The 17,208-nt window shown below is 60.8% G+C and carries 12 protein-coding genes and 1 pseudogene; 10 read left to right on the top strand and 3 right to left on the bottom strand.

What is annotated here, in order from left to right:
- Nucleotides 1-1,838 (bottom strand): annotated as a pseudogene (locus tag KJP30_RS23060) (calcium-binding protein); the annotation flags it as partial.
- 557 nt (nt 1,839-2,395) lie between these two features.
- Between KJP30_RS23060 and KJP30_RS23065 the strand changes: the two are divergent.
- The 4 genes from KJP30_RS23065 to manD all read left to right on the top strand — a co-directional run bounded on the left by KJP30_RS23065 (nt 2,396) and on the right by manD (nt 7,365).
- Entirely contained in the window at nt 2,396-3,409 is a 1,014-nt protein-coding gene (locus KJP30_RS23065) for a LacI family DNA-binding transcriptional regulator (protein WP_224874725.1), read from the top strand.
- A 99-nt stretch (nt 3,410-3,508) separates the two neighbouring features.
- Nucleotides 3,509-4,840, top strand: coding sequence for a histidinol dehydrogenase (gene hisD, locus KJP30_RS23070; protein ID WP_218451899.1), 1,332 nt, complete (start codon nt 3,509-3,511; stop codon nt 4,838-4,840).
- 147 nt (nt 4,841-4,987) lie between these two features.
- Nucleotides 4,988-6,142, top strand: coding sequence for a Gfo/Idh/MocA family protein (locus KJP30_RS23075; RefSeq protein ID WP_218451900.1), 1,155 nt, complete (start codon nt 4,988-4,990; stop codon nt 6,140-6,142).
- Nucleotides 6,139-7,365 (top strand): D-mannonate dehydratase ManD, encoded by a 1,227-nt coding sequence (gene manD / locus KJP30_RS23080; RefSeq protein WP_218451901.1) that lies wholly within the window; start codon nt 6,139-6,141, stop codon nt 7,363-7,365. Before KJP30_RS23075 ends, manD begins: the two co-directional genes overlap by 4 nt.
- On the opposite strand, the gene KJP30_RS23085 is transcribed toward manD, so the two are convergent.
- Complete coding sequence (locus tag KJP30_RS23085) at nt 7,366-8,730, bottom strand: MATE family efflux transporter (RefSeq protein ID WP_218451902.1); 1,365 nt, start codon at nt 8,728-8,730, stop codon at nt 7,366-7,368.
- Between the two features lie 121 nt (nt 8,731-8,851).
- Complete coding sequence (locus tag KJP30_RS23090; RefSeq protein ID WP_218451903.1) at nt 8,852-9,544, bottom strand: GntR family transcriptional regulator; 693 nt, start codon at nt 9,542-9,544, stop codon at nt 8,852-8,854.
- Nucleotides 9,545-9,824: 280 nt separating this feature from the next.
- Between KJP30_RS23090 and KJP30_RS23095 the strand changes: the two genes are divergently transcribed.
- The 6 genes from KJP30_RS23095 (at nt 9,825) to KJP30_RS23120 (ending at nt 17,189) form a co-directional block, all read left to right on the top strand.
- Complete coding sequence (locus KJP30_RS23095; RefSeq protein WP_218451904.1) at nt 9,825-10,928, top strand: ABC transporter ATP-binding protein; 1,104 nt, start codon at nt 9,825-9,827, stop codon at nt 10,926-10,928.
- Nucleotides 10,925-11,929, top strand: a complete 1,005-nt coding sequence (locus KJP30_RS23100; protein ID WP_218451905.1) for an ABC transporter permease — start codon at nt 10,925-10,927, stop codon at nt 11,927-11,929. Before KJP30_RS23095 ends, KJP30_RS23100 begins: the two co-directional genes overlap by 4 nt.
- 13 nt (nt 11,930-11,942) lie before the next feature.
- Nucleotides 11,943-12,824 carry a carbohydrate ABC transporter permease gene (locus KJP30_RS23105; protein ID WP_218451906.1) on the top strand — a complete coding sequence of 294 codons (882 nt, stop codon included), beginning with the start codon at nt 11,943-11,945 and terminating at the stop codon, nt 12,822-12,824.
- 38 nt (nt 12,825-12,862) lie between these two features.
- Nucleotides 12,863-14,428: an extracellular solute-binding protein gene (locus tag KJP30_RS23110; protein WP_246594719.1), complete on the top strand. Its 1,566-nt coding sequence runs from the start codon at nt 12,863-12,865 to the stop codon at nt 14,426-14,428.
- Between the two features lie 90 nt (nt 14,429-14,518).
- Nucleotides 14,519-16,840 (top strand): heparinase II/III domain-containing protein, encoded by a 2,322-nt coding sequence (locus KJP30_RS23115; protein WP_246594720.1) that lies wholly within the window; start codon nt 14,519-14,521, stop codon nt 16,838-16,840.
- A gap of 16 nt (nt 16,841-16,856) precedes the next feature.
- On the top strand, nt 16,857-17,189 hold the full coding sequence (locus KJP30_RS23120; RefSeq protein WP_218451908.1) for a cupin domain-containing protein: 333 nt from the start codon (nt 16,857-16,859) through the stop codon (nt 17,187-17,189).
- The last annotated feature ends 19 nt before the right edge of the window (nt 17,190-17,208 follow it).

A 17,208-nucleotide genomic window follows, 5' to 3' on the forward strand; every position in this document is an offset into this window, starting at 1 on the left:
GCGCCGCCGTCAAAGACGTTCGCATTGGCATCGCCCGACAGCACGTCATCGAAATCCGACCCGATGATGTTCTCGATATCGACAAAGCTGTCACCCGCCGCATGACCGCCAGAGGCCGTGTTGTTGAACAGCGCAACCGTCACACCGGCATTCGAACTGGCATAACTCACCGTGTCGATATCCGCACCGCCATCAAGCAGATCGCCGCCCGCATCCCCGATCAGCGTGTCATTGCCCGCCCGCCCGCGGATTGTGTCATTGCCAAGATGGCCATCCAAAAGGTTGCCGCCCGAGGTCCCGAGGATGCTGTCATTGCCATCGGACCCGATCAGGTTCTCAAAACCGATCATCGCCTCGGTTTGACCGCCCGCGCTGGCCGTTTCCGCCAAAAGATCGAACACCCCGTTAAAGATCAGTTGGGTTTTCCAGTCGATCGTGTCGTTGCCGGGCCCACCGTCGTGGCGGTCGGTGTTGATCACCGAATTGACGATCAGGTAATCGTCGCCCTCACCGCCGTAATATTCCTTGGTCTGGCCGTTTTCAAAGATGATGTCATCGCCGTCCCACCCGTGTGAAAAGGTGGCCGAACTATCCGCGACATAGCTGTCATCGCCAATGGTGCCGATTTCCCATTCGGCCGGGGCATAGACCGCCGGAAAGTTGATCGCGTCGCGCGTGTCAAAGATCTTCATCTCGACATCCAGCGACCCGCCCTGGTTCGTTTGCCAGGTCACCGCGAACCGGCCATCCGCAAGACCCACGGCCTCGGGCTGGGTTTCGATGGCGCCCGGCGTGTCCTCGATGATGAACTCGCTGCCGATGGTGACGCCCGTTGCGCTGTAGCGCTGGCCGCGAATGTCTCCGAATTCACGGTCCGTCCAGACGATGACGAACCCGCCATCGGTCAGGGCGGCAATCGACGCCTCGGATTTCTGATCGGTCGATCCCGTGGAACTGATCCCTATGGTGCCGGTGATCGGCGCGCCCGAACTGTTGTAGACCCGGAAAAACTGATCGCTTTCGGCAAAGCCACCGCGATAGGTCGTGTAGGTGATGACGAAACCGCCAGAGGCAAGCCGCACCACGTCGACCTCTTGGTCGTCACCTGTCGCCGGACTGGTGCCCGATACCGAGAAAAAGCCACCATTGGCAGCACCGTTCGTGCCGATCAGTCGCGCCACCGCATTGTCAAATCCGAAATCCCGCGTCGCGGTGACGACAAAGCCGCCGTCATAGGCTGCGACGCCCACGTTCTGGTTCAACCCGGAGGTAAAGAAATCCCCGGACGCAAGGAAATCCTGAACCTCGGCGCTCCATGTTGTGGTGCTGTTGTTGAAATAGGCATAGTGCACATGGGTGCCGCCGCCATCGGTCGCATTCCATGCCACGACCATGTCGCCATTGGTCGCCACGGCGATGGACGGATCGTTAAATGAATCGCCGGGATCCTCGAGATACTCAACGCCTGCCGCCCCGATCTTGACCGCATTCTGGTCAAAGACTTCGACCACGATACCGGTGCCACCAGTGTCGGTGTCCTCATAGGCGACCGCCCAGCCACCTCCGGGCCGTGCCGCTATCTCGAACTCACCCTCGTCATCAAGGAACCGCGCGAAATCCAGATGGAAGGCCCCGCCGATGGGTTCCCCGACGGCGTTGAAGATCTGCGCGATGATATCTGTGCCCGACTGGGAATCGACGTTGTTGGTGTCATCCTCCCAGACAACAAGGATGTTGCCATTTGTCAGTTGAACGATTTGCGGCTCACGTTGATGTCCTGTCGTGTTGCCGACATTGACGATGAAAGTGTCCAGCCAGGTTTCGGGCGTCAGAGGCATGGAATTGTCCTTTCGGTCTTAAATCGATCCTGATCTGCCCCGGCCCCGATCAAGTTTCGGCGCAGGGCTTTGGGTGGCGCACCCTGAAATCAACCAAACCAAGTTACCGCCCCTTCCGTTTCGCGAGGCCGGGACCCCGCCGCCATCCGGTTCCCATCGCGCTATCACGCGCGGGGGCCACACCCGGAAAGGCCACCGCAGAATACGGCGGTCCAGCGCAGCCCGGCGGGGAAACGCGACCTGAAATAAAGAGGTTACCTACGGTAAACCATGATGCCCGAAACACTTCGTCGGTCAAGGCATAATGCCCCCTTGGCCCAACCCGGCAATCCCCCCTTCACGACAGGATTTCGCCGTAGACCGGGACACCGAAACCCTTTTTCAATCTGGCAGTTTCGCCGGCTTCCACGGCCTGCGCACGCCCAGAAACGACGGGACTTTGTTCGCCCCACGTCACAATTGGCGGCCTCCTTCGGGGGCTGTCGTCCACCCAGGAAGCATCTCCCGATGCCACCACCGCAAAGCCTCTGGCGCGCGCGGGCTATGAAAAAATTGCAATGACAATTGAAATCGGCTCTATGCTGCGCAGCATGAAAAAAGTGACCGCCAAGGATGTTGCGGCGCGGGCCGGGGTTTCGGTTTCGGCCGTGTCCCGTGCCTACAGGGCCGACGCGCCCATTGCCGAAGCCAAGCGCCGCGCGATTTTTGCCGCCGCAGCGGAACTGGGCTATGTCAGCCGCATCGACAATATCCTGTCATCGCAAGCCAGCAACACCATCGCCATGGTGGTGGGCGACATGCGCAACCCGTTCTACCCGGTTGTGGCCGATGAACTGTCGCGCCTGCTGCCCGAACGCGGGATGCGGGTCATTATGCATGTCGTGCCTTCGGGCGAGGATGTCGACATGGTCATGCGGCAAGTGCTGGACTACCGCGCCGAAGGTGTGATCCTCGCCAGTTCAAACATGGGGTCACAACTGGCCGGGCAATGCCGCCGGAACGGTATCCCTGCCGTCCTGATGAATCGCGTTCAGTCCGATAACCGCATGAAAGCAGTGTGTTGTGATAACTACGGCGGCGCGCGCGTGATCGCCTCCCGCTTTCTCGACGCCGGGCGGAACCGGATCGCCTTTGTCGGCGGGCGCAGCGACACCTCCACCCACCTGGAACGGATGCGAGGCTTTGCCGACCGGCTGGATGAAGCGGATCAGCCCCTGTTCCGGCAGCTCGACGGCGGGTATAGCTATCGGCGCGCCTTTGCTGCGGCGCAAGAACTGCTGTCCTGTCGCCCCCTGCCCGACGCGCTGTTCTGTGCCAATGACATCATGGCAATCGCGGCACTTGATGCCGCGCGGGCCGAGGGGATCTCTGTTCCCGATGACATCGCCATCGCTGGCTTCGATGACATCCCCATGGCTGCATGGAAATCCTACCGGCTGACCACAATTCGCCAGCCACTGCGCCGCATGTTGGGTCAGGCCATCGACATGATCACCGCGCCCAACGTCGACCCCGCCGAAGGCGACATCCGCATTCTGCCCGGCGAACTGAAAGAACGTGACAGCGCGTAGTGAAATTTTTTCACCTTCTTGGGAAAATATTGCAAGACCATCCTCTTTGTCCGAAGACCGTCGGAACGATTCACTCCCCGTGACGAAAGGATGACTGACATGGCTATCGAGTATCTCAAGCGCGGCAAGGCAGAAGCAGACCGGGCCGAGGATGACGCCAAGACCCGCGCCGTGGTGGAAAACACGCTGGCCGATATCGAGGCCCGTGGCGACGCTGCCGTTCGCGAACTGTCCGAGAAGTTCGACAAATATACTCCGGCCAGCTTCCGCCTCAGCCAGCAGGACATCGACGACCTGATGGCGCAGCTGTCTGATCGCGAATTGGCGGACATTCGATTTGCCCAAGAGCAAGTGGTGAAATTCGCCCAGGCCCAGCGCGACAGCATGACCGACATCGAGGTCGAAACCATGCCCGGCGTGATCCTTGGCCACAAGAACATCCCCGTGCAATCGGTGGGCTGCTATGTCCCCGGTGGCAAATTCCCCATGGTGGCCTCGGCGCATATGTCGGTTGCGACGGCAAAAGTGGCGGGGGTGCCGCGGATCGTGGCCTGCACGCCCCCGTTCAACGGAAAGCCGAACCCGGCGGTGATTGCGGCAATGCACCTTGGCGGCGCACATGAAATCTATGTGTTGGGCGGCATTCAGGCGATCGGAGCCATGGCCATCGGCACCGAAACGATCGACCCGGTACATATGCTGGTCGGTCCCGGCAACGCCTTTGTTGCCGAGGCCAAGCGCCAGCTGTTTGGCCGCGTCGGCATCGACCTCTTTGCCGGCCCGACAGAGACCATGGTCATCGCGGACGAAACCGCCGCCGACGCCGAACTTTGCGCCACCGACCTGCTTGGACAGGCCGAACACGGGTACAATTCGCCTGCCGTGCTTTTGACGAATTCGCGCAAACTGGCCGACGAGACCCTGATCGAAATCGACCGCCTTCTGGGCATCCTGCCCACGGCCGGGACCGCAAAGGTATCCTGGGAAGAATATGGCGAGGTGATCGTCTGCGACACCTACGAAGAAATGCTGCACGTGGCGGATGACATCGCCTCGGAGCATGTGCAGGTCATGACCGATCGCGACGACTGGTTCCTTGAAAACATGACCTGCTACGGCGCGCTTTTCCTTGGACCGCGCACCAATGTGGCCAACGGCGACAAGGTGATCGGCACCAACCACACGCTGCCGACCAAGAAGGCGGGCCGGTACACCGGCGGACTTTGGGTCGGCAAGTTCCTGAAGACGCACAGCTATCAAAAGGTCACGACGGACGAGGCTGCCGCGTTGATTGGCGAATACGGCTCGCGTCTGTGCATGCTCGAAGGTTTTGTTGGCCACGCGGAACAATGCAACATCCGTGTGCGCCGCTACGGCGGGCTCAACATCCCCTATGGCGAAGGCGCCCCGTGGCGCGAAGCGGCCGAATAATCCCTCCTCCTTCCCCAAGCCATGCAAGGCCGCGCATCCCCGATGCGCGGCCTTTTGCATGGGGCTGGCCGGGTTGGCAGTCACCGATTGTCATTTAGGTGAACGGATACTAGAATACTAGTAATCCAAAACTTGCGGAGGTGATGCATGGATCGAAAGCTGAGAGTGCTGGTGGCAGGAACCGGGTTTGCCGGACAGGGACACGCAGAGGCCTTTCGCGGCGCAGGCGCCGAGATCGTGGGTATCGTGGGCCGCACCGATAGTGTCGTCCGAGATGTGGCGCGGGACATGGCCATCCCTTTCGCGGGAACCGATTGGCAAGACGCCCTGCGCAAGTGCCAGCCCGATATCGTTTCCATCGCCACGCCCGGCGGCGCACATTACGAACCGATCAAACAGGCCATCGCCGCTGGCTGTCACGTGTTCTGCGACAAGCCAATGACAGATCGCGGCGAAACAGCTGTCGAACTGAATGATCTGGCACAGGCCAAGGGCGTGAAAACCGCCTATGCCGCCAGCTTTCGTTATGCGCCCAGCATCCTGCACGCCAAACGGCTTGTGGCCAAAGGTGCCATTGGCCAACCGACCGAGGTGGAATGCATCTCTCATTTCAACCTGGAACGAGAGATCCCGTTTGGCTGGTCCCACCGCAAAGAGGACGGCGGCGGGCGGCTTAACAACAACTTCACCCATACGCTGTCCATCGCCTGTTCCGTTATCGGCGAAAGGATTCTGTCGGTCATGGGCGAGGTCCGCGACGATCTGGGCCGCGCGCCCATTGTAGAAGGTGTCCACAACTTTGCGACCCGGCGGAACTTCATTCCCAAGGACCTCAGCGATCCGTCGTTGAAATGGGGCGAAAGCAACGTGGAATGGTCTTATTCCGTTCTGGCCCAGCTAGAGAGCCCCTTTGCCGACAAGCCGGTAACGGTTCTTTTCAAACATGGCGGGCTGGTGCCCCGGTTCCACGAGGATCACATCGTCTTTTACGGCACGCGCGGCGCGCTATACATCAAGGGACATTACGGCAGCGGCCAACTGTACCATTGGGGCGCTGACAAGACGTGGACCGAACTGCCGCTGCCCGCCGAGATCCGCGCAACGCTCCCCCAGGTCAAAGGCGAAACAGAACAGTGCTGGCATTATCTTGCCCGCGAGTTCGTCAGGGACATTCAGGGCCAGCACGTCGCCCCCTACCCCACTTTTGCCGAAGGCAGCCAATATCAGCAGATCATCGACCTTGTGCGCCGCAACGGAAACTGGACCCGGCTGGACCAGCGCATGCAGGAGACAGCGGCATGAAGATCACCAATGCCAAGGTCTTTGTCGGCGGGCCTGCCAAGAACTATGTCACCCTCAAGATCGAAACCGATCAGGGCGTCTATGGGCTGGGCGATGCGACGCTGAACAATCGCGAAACACTGCCCGCAACCTACCTTCAGGACTACCTGATCCCCAACTTGATCGGGATGGACCCTCGCAACTCTGAAGACATCTGGCAGTTCTTCTATCGCGGCACTTATTTCCGCCGTGGTCCTATCGCCATGGCGGCCTTTGGCGCGATTGACATGGCGCTGTGGGACATCAAAGGCAAGCTGGCGGGCATGCCGCTGTACCAGCTTTTCGGCGGCAAGAGCCGCGACGGCGCGCTGGTATACGCCCATGCCACAGGGGCCGATCTAGAAGACCTGATGGACTCTGTCGCGCACTACGTGGATCAGGGCTATAAGGCGGTGCGGGTCCAATGCGGCATTCCCGGCATGCCCTCGGCCAGCTATGCCGTCCCCGAGACAAAGGGGAACGTCCGGAATTATATCACCGATTACAGCGGCATCCGCCCCAAGGTCGAAATCTGGGATACCGGCAAATACATGCGCTACATGCCCGGCGCCCTGATGGAGATCCGCGAACGCTTTGGCCCCGACATCGAAATCCTGCATGACGTTCACCACCGCCTGACCCCGCGCGAAGCCGCCCAGTTTGCCAAGGCGGTAGAACCGGTCGGACTATACTGGCTGGAGGACCCCACTCCGGCCGAGGATCAGGACGCGCTGCGCCTGTTGCGACGTCATTCGACGGTGCCCGTGGCGATTGGCGAGGTCTTCAACTCGATCTGGGAATGCAACAAGCTGATCGAGAACGAGCTGATTGATTTCATCCGGGTCGCCGTCACCTATGCTGGCGGCATCACCCATGTAAAGCGCATCGTCGACCTTGCTGGGTTGCATCATGTGCGCACAGGATTTCACGGCGCGCCTAGCCATTCGCCCATCTCCATGGCGGCACAGGCGCATCTGAACGCATGGGCGCCGAATTTCGGCATCCAGGAATATCTGGTCTTGGGCACTCCTGAATGTGATGCCCTGTTCCCATCTGACCACCGGATGGAAAACGGCCTGTTCCATGTCAGTGATGCGCCGGGTCTGGGCGTCGATTTCGACGAAGCAGAGGCCGCCCGGTACAGCTATCGTCCCGGAAGCCACCCGGTTGTCCGGCTGCAAGACGGCACCATGTGGAACTACTGATCAGTCCGGTGCAACGCCCCTCTTCCATCGGCCCTTGCGCAGGCGCAGGTGGAAGGGGGCGAATTTGACGAGCTCCTCGATCAGCAGGATCGAGAAAACCCATGTGACCGACAGATCCAGCCACAGCACGGCCAGCGCCGTGGCCGGCACCCGGAACAGCCACTGGGCCCAGACAAAGATATGCATGACATAAACCGTGTCGCCGCCCGCACGCAGCGTGTTGCCGCAGATCGCGTTTGACCCCTTGGGAAAAGGCAGCAGCAGCAAGATGGGCAGAAAGCTCAGCAGCACCGCCTGCGTTTCGACGTGCAACTGCGCGTAAAGCCATGGGGTCGACAAACACACCGCCGCATAGACAACCGACACCAAAGCAGCGGCCACAAGCGCCGCCCGCCAGGCTCCGGTCAGGAAAGCGTCCAGTTCCGCCTCGCCCGTTGCGCGCCCCAGCAATTGCGCCACAAGGATCCCCGTGGCCTGCGCCCAACTCATGCCCAGCGTTCCTGCCACCTGCACCCATGGCATGATGATCGTCATGGCGGCGAACTGGATCACCGGCAAGGTGGCATAGATCAGCCCGCAGACGTTCATCGCGATGGTCGCACTGCCGAAGGTTGCCGCGATTGGCAGCGCAAAGACAAGGTGCCGCCGGACACTTGCGCCATAGGTTCCATTCCGCCACCCCGGCAGCCCCAGCAGGTCCCGATGTCGGCGCCACAACCGCAGGATCAGGAACCCCACCTGCACTGCCGAGGCCAGAACGCTGCCCATTGCCGCCCCCACGACGCCAAAGGCTGGAACTCCGAACAGACCGTGGATCAGGATCAGGCTTGCCAGAATGTTGACGGGCACCGCCAGCAGGTAACTGAGTGCGGGCATCCGCGTGTCGCCGCAGCCGTTAAAGAAACTGGTCAGGCAATGGCCCACCGCTTCGGCAAGGACAACCAGCGCAAAAACCGACAGATAGCGCCGCGCCTCGGCCGCGATCCATGCGTCGTGAGCCAGCCCGTCGATGATATGGCCCGCGAATAAGGCCAACCCGGTCAGCCCCGCCAACACGACACCAAGGTTGATGGTCAGCCCGGCCAATAGCGCGGATTTCAGAAACACCCGGTCGCCCGAACCAAAGGCCTGAGCGATACGGATCTGCGTGGCATTCGAAAATGCCACGATCAGTCCCAGCAACAGCCCGGCAATCGAGGCCGACAGCCCCAGTACCGCCACCGCGCTTTCCCCAAGCGAGGACACCAGATAGGCGTCCACCACCACGATACCGTGCAGCATCATCGCCTTGAAGGTCAGCGGCCACGCAAGGTCAAAGACCGCGCGGGCGGCCGAAGCCCCGCGCACATCCGTCCATTGAGTCATCTTGGAAACACCCTCTCACAGGGTCACAAAAGCCTTGCCGGCGGACCATGGGCGCCGCGCGGGAAGCAACATCAGGAAACAGTCAGATCAGCCGCCAGTGACACTCGGCGGCGCAGCCGGATCAGCGCCCTTCGGGTTCGAAATAATTGGCGTTGGTTCTGGAAATCGCCTCGATGGTGGCATCCAGACGGGACAAATGCAGCATCCCCGCCGCGACTGCCGCCTCTTCGTCGCCCGCGGCAATCGCCGCGGCGATGGCTTCGTGATCCTCCAGCAACTGCGGCATCCTGTCTTCCTTGGACAGGCCAAGCGTGCAGAGCCGATCAACCTTTGCCTTTTCGGTCGAGATCACCTCGAAAGCAAAATCGGCACCGGCCACGTCGCAAAGCGTCTGATGGAATTGGTAATCCAGCGCGCCGAAAGCCTTGAAATCGCCATCGGCTATGGCCTTGCGCTGCTCGGCAAGACAGGCCTCGATCCGTGCGGTCGATGCCCCATCATGGTTGCGGGCGGCGCGGCGCAGCACCTCGGCCTCGACCGCGGCGCGGACGAAACGGGATTTTTCGATCTCGCGCGAGGAAAAGCGCTTTACCTCGGTCGCGCGCTGCGGACGGATCAGCAAAAGGTCCAGATTGGCCAGCCGGGTAAAGGCGTCACGCACCGGCTGACGCGAAACGCCGAACTGCGCTGCGATCTCAGCCTCCGAGATGCGGTCGCCGGGCCGCAGCCGCAGCGAGGAAATCTCGGCGTAGAGATGGTCAAAGATCTCGTCGACGGTTGTTCGGCGGTCCTGTGCCAAGGTCGGCTGCATCATTCAAAGATCCTTCTGGGTGCAGGTTTTATAAACCCGGTTTCCAAAAACGCCAATCCGGGCGCGCCCCTGTCCGATTTTCGGGTCATCACGGCTTCCTCCTCTGCTGTTGCGGATCGGGCGGCGATCTGCCCGAGTCCGAATTTCAGACTAGTATCCCAGATTTTCGACTAGTATACCAGATAGAAATTCAGGCGAATCACATCGCCCCGACCCGGCGGGAGGCCGGATCGGACCGGAGGATCGGCCCGCGCCTTGTGTCGGGCAGTTTGGAGGAGGGCTCATGACTGGGGTTCGGTTGGAAGGCATCGTCAAGGCCTATGGCGCTGTGCAGGTCGTGCACGGCATCGATCTTGAGGTGCAAGAGAAGGAATTCGTCGTTTTGGTCGGCCCGTCCGGCTGCGGCAAATCCACGACTCTGCGGATGATCGCAGGCCTGGAAGAGATCTCGGACGGCGATCTGACCATTGACGGCCGCCATGTGAACCGGGTCGCGCCCAAGGATCGCGACGTGGCGATGGTGTTTCAGAATTACGCGCTGTACCCGCATCTGAACGTCGCCGACAACATCGCCTTTGGTCTGCGCATCCGCAAGGAAAGCAAAGACAAGATCGCCTCTTCGGTCGAAGAAGTGGGCCAGATCCTTGGATTGACGCCCTACCTTGAACGCCGCCCCGCCGACCTGTCCGGCGGCCAGCGCCAGCGCGTTGCCATGGGCCGGGCCATCGTCCGTCGCCCCAAGGTTTTCCTGTTCGACGAACCGCTATCGAACCTTGACGCAAAGCTGCGCACCCAGATGCGCGCGGAAATCAAACGCTTGCACAAGCGGCTGGGCGCCACATCGATCTACGTGACCCATGATCAGGTCGAGGCGATGACTCTTGCCGACCGGATCGTTGTCATGCATGACGGCCGGATCGAGCAGATCGGCAGCCCGATGGAGCTGTTCCTGAACCCGGCCAACACCTTTGTCGCGGGTTTTCTCGGCTCTCCGCCGATGAACATGGTCACCGCAACCGTCATCGCCGGCGACCGTGGACCGGTGGCTGAATTCGATGGCCAGCGCATCCAGTTGCAACAACTTCCGTCGCTGCAAGACGCCGTCGGACGGCAGGTCACGCTTGGCATCCGGCCTGAATTTGTCACCGTGGCCCATGACGGCGTGCCCGACCGTGTCGCCATCGATGTAGACCTTGTGGAAACGCTGGGCTCCGAGGCGCTGATCCACGCCAGCCTGCAAGGCGCACCTTTCGTGATCCGGACCGAAACCGTCGGTCAGATGGGAATCCTCGACGGCATCTCGGGCTTCACCATCGCACCACATCTGGTCAAGGTCTTTGACGCAGACACCGGCGAGGCCCTGCCCGGTCAGGTGCTGGCACAATGAGCAGCAACCCCGACATGACCGCCGCCACCGGCCCGCGGACCGAGGAGTTGGTGCTTGACGCCGCCGAGGCACAGCGCCGCCGCAAGCCCAGCCGCGTCCAGCGGGTCGGCGACCACCTGAAACGGGAATGGCAACTCTACGCCATGCTGATCCCGACGATCCTGTGGCTGGTGATCTTTCTCTACAAACCGATGTACGGGCTACAGATCGCGTTCAAGGATTACTCGATCTTCCGCGGCGTGGCGGGCAGCCCCTGGATCGGCTTCGAGCACTTCGAGACCCTGTTCAACAACGACCAGTTCCTGCGCGCGCTCAAGAACACGATCATCATCAGCGCCTATGGCCTTCTGTTCGGGTTCCCGGTGCCGATCATTCTGGCCCTGATGTTCAACGAGGTGCTGCACCAGAGCTTTAAGAAGACCGCGCAGACCATCGTCTATCTGCCGCACTTCATTTCCTCGGTCATTATCGCCGGCATCGTCATGACGGCCTTTTCGCCCTCCGCGGGCATCGTGAACACGGTGCTGGGCTGGTTCGGGATGGATGCGATCTATTTCCTGACCAAACCCGAATGGTTCCGCCCGATCTTTATCGGCACCGGGATCTGGCAAGAGGCCGGCTTCCAGTCGATCGTTTACCTTGCTGCCATCGCGGGCGTGTCGCCCACGCTGTACGAAAGCGCGGTTGTCGATGGTGCCAGCCGTTGGCAGATGATGTGGAAGATCACAATCCCGTCGATCATGCCGACGATCATCATCATGTTGATCATCCGTATCGGCAACATCCTCGAAGTCAGCTTCGAGATGATCATCCTGCTGTACCAGCCCGCCACTTACCAGACGGCGGATGTGGTCAACACCTTCATCTATCGGCAAGGCCTTCAGGGCGGACAGTATGATTTTGCCGCCGCCGCCGGCCTGTTCAACGCCGTGGTCGCCTTTGTGCTGGTGATGACCGCGAACACGATCTCCAAGCGCTACTCGCGCACGTCGCTGTGGTGAGGGGGCCAGTCCAATGACCAACATGAATCTCTACTCACGCGGCGACAAGCTCTTTGTGATCGTCAACATGGTGCTGATCGGGCTGTTCACGATCTCGACGCTGTATCCGTTCATCTACATCACCTCGCTGTCGCTCAGCACCGGTTTCGAAGCCCGCGCCGGGAACGTGGTGCTGACCCCGGTGGACTTTACCATCGAAGCCTACAAACGGGTGCTGAGCGAACCTCAGTTCTGGATCAGCTACAAGAACACCTTCATCTATACGATCGGCGGCACGTTGATGAGCCTCGCGTTCATCATCCCCGGGGCCTATGCCCTGTCCAAGCCCCAGTTGTACGGGCGGAGGTTCTGGAACCTCGTGGTGGCCTTTACCATGTGGTTCAACGCCGGGCTGATCCCCTTCTTCCTGAACATGCGCGACCTTGGCCTGCTGGACAGCTATTTCGGCATCATCATCGGCTTTGCGGTCAATGGCTTCAACATCATCCTGCTGCGCAACTTCTTCGAGGGCATCCCGCAGTCCTTCGAAGAGGCCGCCCGGATGGACGGCGCAAACGAATTCCAGGTGCTCTGGAAAGTCTATGTCCCGCTGTCCAAACCGGCCATCGCCACGGTCGCCCTGTTCTGTATCGTCTCACGTTGGAACGGCTTTTTCTGGGCGATGGTACTGTTGCAGGACGAGGACAAGATCCCGCTGCAAGTCTACCTGCGCCACGTCATCACCGAATTGACCGACGACGAAAGCTTTGGCGCGGAACTGATCAACGCCCCCTATTCGGTCGAAACCGTCAGCGCCGCGATCATCGTCTGTTCGATCATCCCGATCCTGCTCATCTACCCCTTTCTGCAAAAATATTTCAGCAAGGGCATCCTGCTGGGCGGCGTGAAGGAATGACCACGGAACTTCAAGAATTTCGCAAAAGGGAGGAAACCATGCGAACGTTCACCCTGGCACTTGCCATCCTCGGCAGCACGGCCTTGACGGCCCCGGCCTTCGCGGACCCGCAGATGCGGATCGTGGACGACCCGCTGGAACTGAGCATCCACATGCACTGGCCCCGGGCGCAGGGCTACGGGGTGGGCGGCGACGCGGACAAGATCTATCCGGTGGAACAGGCCGCGCGCGACCTGACCGGCATTCACCTGACCGATGCGACCTCGGGCAAGAACACCAAGGACTCGGCCGAAGCGATGAACCTGCTGATCGCCTCGGGAAACATGCCCGACATCGTCGGCGGCCACTTGATCAAACAACCGGTGAACGAATACGGCCCGCAAGGTGCCTTTGTGGCACTCAACGATCTGGTCGAAGAACATGCGCCCAATATCAAGGCCTTCTGGGACAGTCACCCGGGTCTGAAAGAGGCCATTTCCGCCTATGACGGCAACTATTACTACATCCCCTATCTGCCCGACGGCAAATATGGCCGGGCCTACTTCATCCGGCAGGACTGGCTGGACAAGCTGGAGCTACAACAGCCGGACACGGTGGATGACCTCTACGAGGTGCTCAAGGCCTTTCGCGATCAGGACCCGAACGGAAACGGTCTGAAGGATGAAATCCCGTCGTTTTTCCGCAACTGGGAAGAGGTCATTCGCCTTGTCGTCCTGTGGGATGCGCGGTCGTCCGGGTCGGACACCTATCATGATTTCTACGTCAATGACGCGGGCCAACTGGTACACCCCTACGCCGAAGCTGCGTACCGCGACGGTCTGGCCATGGTCGCCAAATGGTACGCCGAGGGCCTGATCGACCCCGAAGTCTTCACCCGCGGCTCCTCGGCGCGTGAATACCTGCTGGGCGAAAACCTTGGCGGATTCACCCATGACTGGTTCGCATCGACCTCAGGTTACAACATCGCGCTGGCCGACAAGGTCGAAGGTTTCAATTTCGTGCCGTTCCTGCCGCCGAAATCGCCCAGCGGTCGCCGGCTCGAAGAACATCGCCGCATCCCGATCAAGCCCGATGGCTGGGCGATCAGCTACACCAACGACCACCCGGTCGAGACCATCAAGTATTTCGATTTCTGGTTTTCGGAACAGGGTCGCCTGCTGTCGAACTTTGGCATCGAGGGCGAGCAATACGACATCATCGACGGAGAACCGGTCTACAAACCGGAAGTCCTCGACAGCGGTCAGCCGGTCAACGCCCAGATGTGGGCCGTTGGCGCCCAGATCCAGCGCGGCTATTGGCAGGACTACCGGTATGAATGGCAGTGGACCGCCGAAGCCGCCCGTCGCGGAATCGAACTGTACGACCAGCACGACATCCTGACCGATCAGTTCCTTGGCGTTGCCTTCACCAAGAAGGAACAAGAGGTCTATGACCGCTATTGGCCGTCGATCCGCACCTACATGCTGGAACGTCAGCAGGCATGGGTGCTGGGCAGCGGCGACATCAAGGCCGATTGGGATGACTACGTCGAGACCCTGAATGACATGGGCTACGACAAGGTCATCGAGGTGCTGAACGCCGCCTACGAACGCCAATACGGCTGATCCCCCGTTTCGACCCAATGCACATGGCTGCGGCCGGTTTCGGCCGCACGCCCCCCCTTCCCTTGTCTTCCGAACATGAAAGCAGTCCCGATGCCCGGCGCACCCGCCCCCACGCTTGACGAACCCAAGACCGGCCGCCTGACCATCCAATACGCGCCCGCAGAGGGAAGCGAAGCCGTCGAAAACCCGCCTCGGTTCACATGGATTCCGGTGATCGAGGACGAGGCACATTATGTCCTGCGGGTTTCCTCGGACCCCGGTTACGCGACGGACGCCACACATTACTTTTGCCGTCTGCCGCTGAATTTCTTTACCCCGAACGTCGTTCTGGACCCGGGCACTTACCATTGGTCCTATGCGGTCTGCGATCCCGACACGGGCAAACCCGTCACTGAGTGGAGCCGCTCCCGCAGTTTCACCGTGGCCCGCGACCTGCCGCAATGCCCGCTGCCCTCGCGCCGGACGCGGTTTGGATCAGCCACTGCCGACCACCCGCGGCTCTGGTTGACACCGGACCGGCTGGCAGAGTTCAAATCCGCTGTCACCAAGGATCCCGGCCATTGCAGCTGGGACCGCTTCTATCAGAAATCCGTCCTGCCGTGGATGGACCGCGAGGTGATGGCGGAACCGGCGGGCTATCCGAACCACCAGCGGGTCGCGCCGATCTGGCGACAGACCTATATCGACCTGCAAGAGGCGTGGTACGCGATCCGTCACCTTGCCATCGCCGGCAAGGTGACGGACGACGCCGCGATGACCGGACGCGCCCGCGACTGGCTGCTGGAACTGGCAAGCTGGGATCCGATGGGCACCACCTCGCGCGCCTATACCGATGAATGGGCCTATCGGGTCACAAATGCGCTCGCCTGGGGATATGACTGGCTCTACGACCAGCTGGACGAGGACGAGCGTGCGCGGGTGCGCGGTGCCCTCCTGACGCGCACCCGCGACATTGCCGAACACGCAATCCTGAACGCCAAGATCCACCTGTTTCCCTACGACAGCCACGCCGTCCGGTCGGTTTCGCTGACTTTGATCCCGGCCTGCATTGCCCTGCTTGGCGATGACGAGGCGGACGAGGCGCGCGATTGGCTGAACTACTGTATCGAGTTCCTGTTTACCGTCTATTCGCCCTGGGGTGACGCCGATGGCGGCTGGGCCGAGGGCACGAATTACTGGATGATGGGCATGGCCTATCTGATCGACGCGGCGAACCGGTTGAAATCCTACACGGGGATCGACCTTTACCAACGGCCGTTTTTCCAGCAGACCGGCGATTTCCCCCTGTTCTGCAAGGCGCCAAACACCCGCCGCGCCAGCTTTGGTGACGATAGCACGCAAGGCGACCTGCCCTGCATCAAGACCGGGTTGAACATGCGCCAGTTCGCGGGCGTGACGGGCAACGGCGCCTACCAATGGTATTGCGAGGAAAACCTGCGCCTGAACCCGGGAACCGAGGGGGCCTTTTACAACTGGGGCTGGTGGGACACGCATTTCGACGAACTGTGTTTCCGCACCGATTTCCCCGTGGTCGAGGCCAAGCCCCCAAAGGGCGGTCTGCGCCACTTTCGCGGGATCGGTTGGGTCGGCGTGCAACACGCAATGGACGATCCGGACAACCACGTTCAGTTCGTGTTCAAATCTTCGCCCTTCGGGTCGATCAGCCACAGCCACGGCGACCAGAACGCCTTTTGCCTTGCAGCCTACGGCGAAGATCTTGCGATCCAGTCCGGGCATTATGTCGCCTTCAATTCGACGATGCACCGCCAGTGGCGGCGCCAAACCCGATCCAAGAACGCGATCCTGATCAACGGCAAGGGGCAATACGCCGAAAAGGACAAGGCCAAGGCGATGGCCGCGACCGGCCGTATCCTTGCCGCCGAGGAGCGTGAAGATCACATCTATATCTGCGGCGACGCCACTGCCGCCTATCAATCGCTGTCGCCCGAGATCACACTGGCCGAGCGCGAGATCTATTTCGTGCGAAACAGCTATTTCGTGATTGTCGACAAGGTGGATGCCACCGACCCGGTCACGGTGGACTGGCTATTACATGCCAACCAACCTTACGAACTGGGCAAGACCTCGTTCCGCAACACCGGCGAGCGCGCGGGCTTCTACGGGCAAGTGGTCTGGTCCGAGGCCGGCAAACCGGTGTTGACGCAAGACACGGGTTTTGCGGATGTCGACCCGTCCGAATACGAAGGCCTGCCCGTCAGCACCTGCCTGCGCGCGAGCTATCCCGCCGCAACGCGTCACCGGATCGCCACGCTGCTGGTGCCCTACCGGCTGGAGGCACCCAAACGGGTTTTCAACTTCATGGATGATCAAGGCTACGACGCGGACCTCTATTTCACCGACGCCGACGAAAACACCTTCAAGGTGGTGATGAAAAAGCTGGCCAACACCTGAGCAGGAGACACACAACATGACCGTAAAGAACTATTTTCCCGCAAAGGAAACCCGGGTGTTCGACGCCGGCGGCGGGTTGACCCGCAAGGTCGGCGCCCATGCGGACAATGCGATGGTCGTCGAGGTCCGGTTCGAAACCGGCACGGTGGCCGCGCGCCACCACCACCCGCACGAACAGATCACTTATGTGATCTCGGGCAAGTTCGAGTTCACCATCGGGGACGACACCTACATCGTTTCGGCGGGGGACTCGCTCTATAAACAACCCAACATTGAACACGGCGCCACCTGCCTGGAGGCAGGCACGCTGTTGGATATCTTCACGCCACGCCGCGAAGATTTCCTCTGATCCAGACCATACAGAAAAG

The sequence above is a fragment of the Antarctobacter sediminis genome (assembly GCF_019218285.1).
In the GTDB taxonomy this organism is placed as follows: Bacteria; Pseudomonadota; Alphaproteobacteria; order Rhodobacterales; family Rhodobacteraceae; genus Antarctobacter; species Antarctobacter sediminis.

Excerpts from the sequence above, each read along its gene's own strand:
- KJP30_RS23065 (WP_224874725.1), top strand. The coding sequence starts at position 2,396 with ATGACAATTGAAATCGGCTCTATGCTGCGCAGCATGAAAAAAGTGACC.
- hisD (WP_218451899.1), top strand. The coding sequence starts at position 3,509 with ATGGCTATCGAGTATCTCAAGCGCGGCAAGGCAGAAGCAGACCGGGCC.
- KJP30_RS23075 (WP_218451900.1), top strand. The coding sequence starts at position 4,988 with ATGGATCGAAAGCTGAGAGTGCTGGTGGCAGGAACCGGGTTTGCCGGA.
- manD (WP_218451901.1), top strand. The coding sequence starts at position 6,139 with ATGAAGATCACCAATGCCAAGGTCTTTGTCGGCGGGCCTGCCAAGAAC.
- KJP30_RS23085 (WP_218451902.1), bottom strand. The coding sequence starts at position 8,730 with ATGACTCAATGGACGGATGTGCGCGGGGCTTCGGCCGCCCGCGCGGTC.
- KJP30_RS23090 (WP_218451903.1), bottom strand. The coding sequence starts at position 9,544 with ATGATGCAGCCGACCTTGGCACAGGACCGCCGAACAACCGTCGACGAG.
- KJP30_RS23095 (WP_218451904.1), top strand. The coding sequence starts at position 9,825 with ATGACTGGGGTTCGGTTGGAAGGCATCGTCAAGGCCTATGGCGCTGTG.
- KJP30_RS23100 (WP_218451905.1), top strand. The coding sequence starts at position 10,925 with ATGAGCAGCAACCCCGACATGACCGCCGCCACCGGCCCGCGGACCGAG.
- KJP30_RS23105 (WP_218451906.1), top strand. The coding sequence starts at position 11,943 with ATGACCAACATGAATCTCTACTCACGCGGCGACAAGCTCTTTGTGATC.
- KJP30_RS23110 (WP_246594719.1), top strand. The coding sequence starts at position 12,863 with ATGCGAACGTTCACCCTGGCACTTGCCATCCTCGGCAGCACGGCCTTG.
- KJP30_RS23115 (WP_246594720.1), top strand. The coding sequence starts at position 14,519 with ATGCCCGGCGCACCCGCCCCCACGCTTGACGAACCCAAGACCGGCCGC.
- KJP30_RS23120 (WP_218451908.1), top strand. The coding sequence starts at position 16,857 with ATGACCGTAAAGAACTATTTTCCCGCAAAGGAAACCCGGGTGTTCGAC.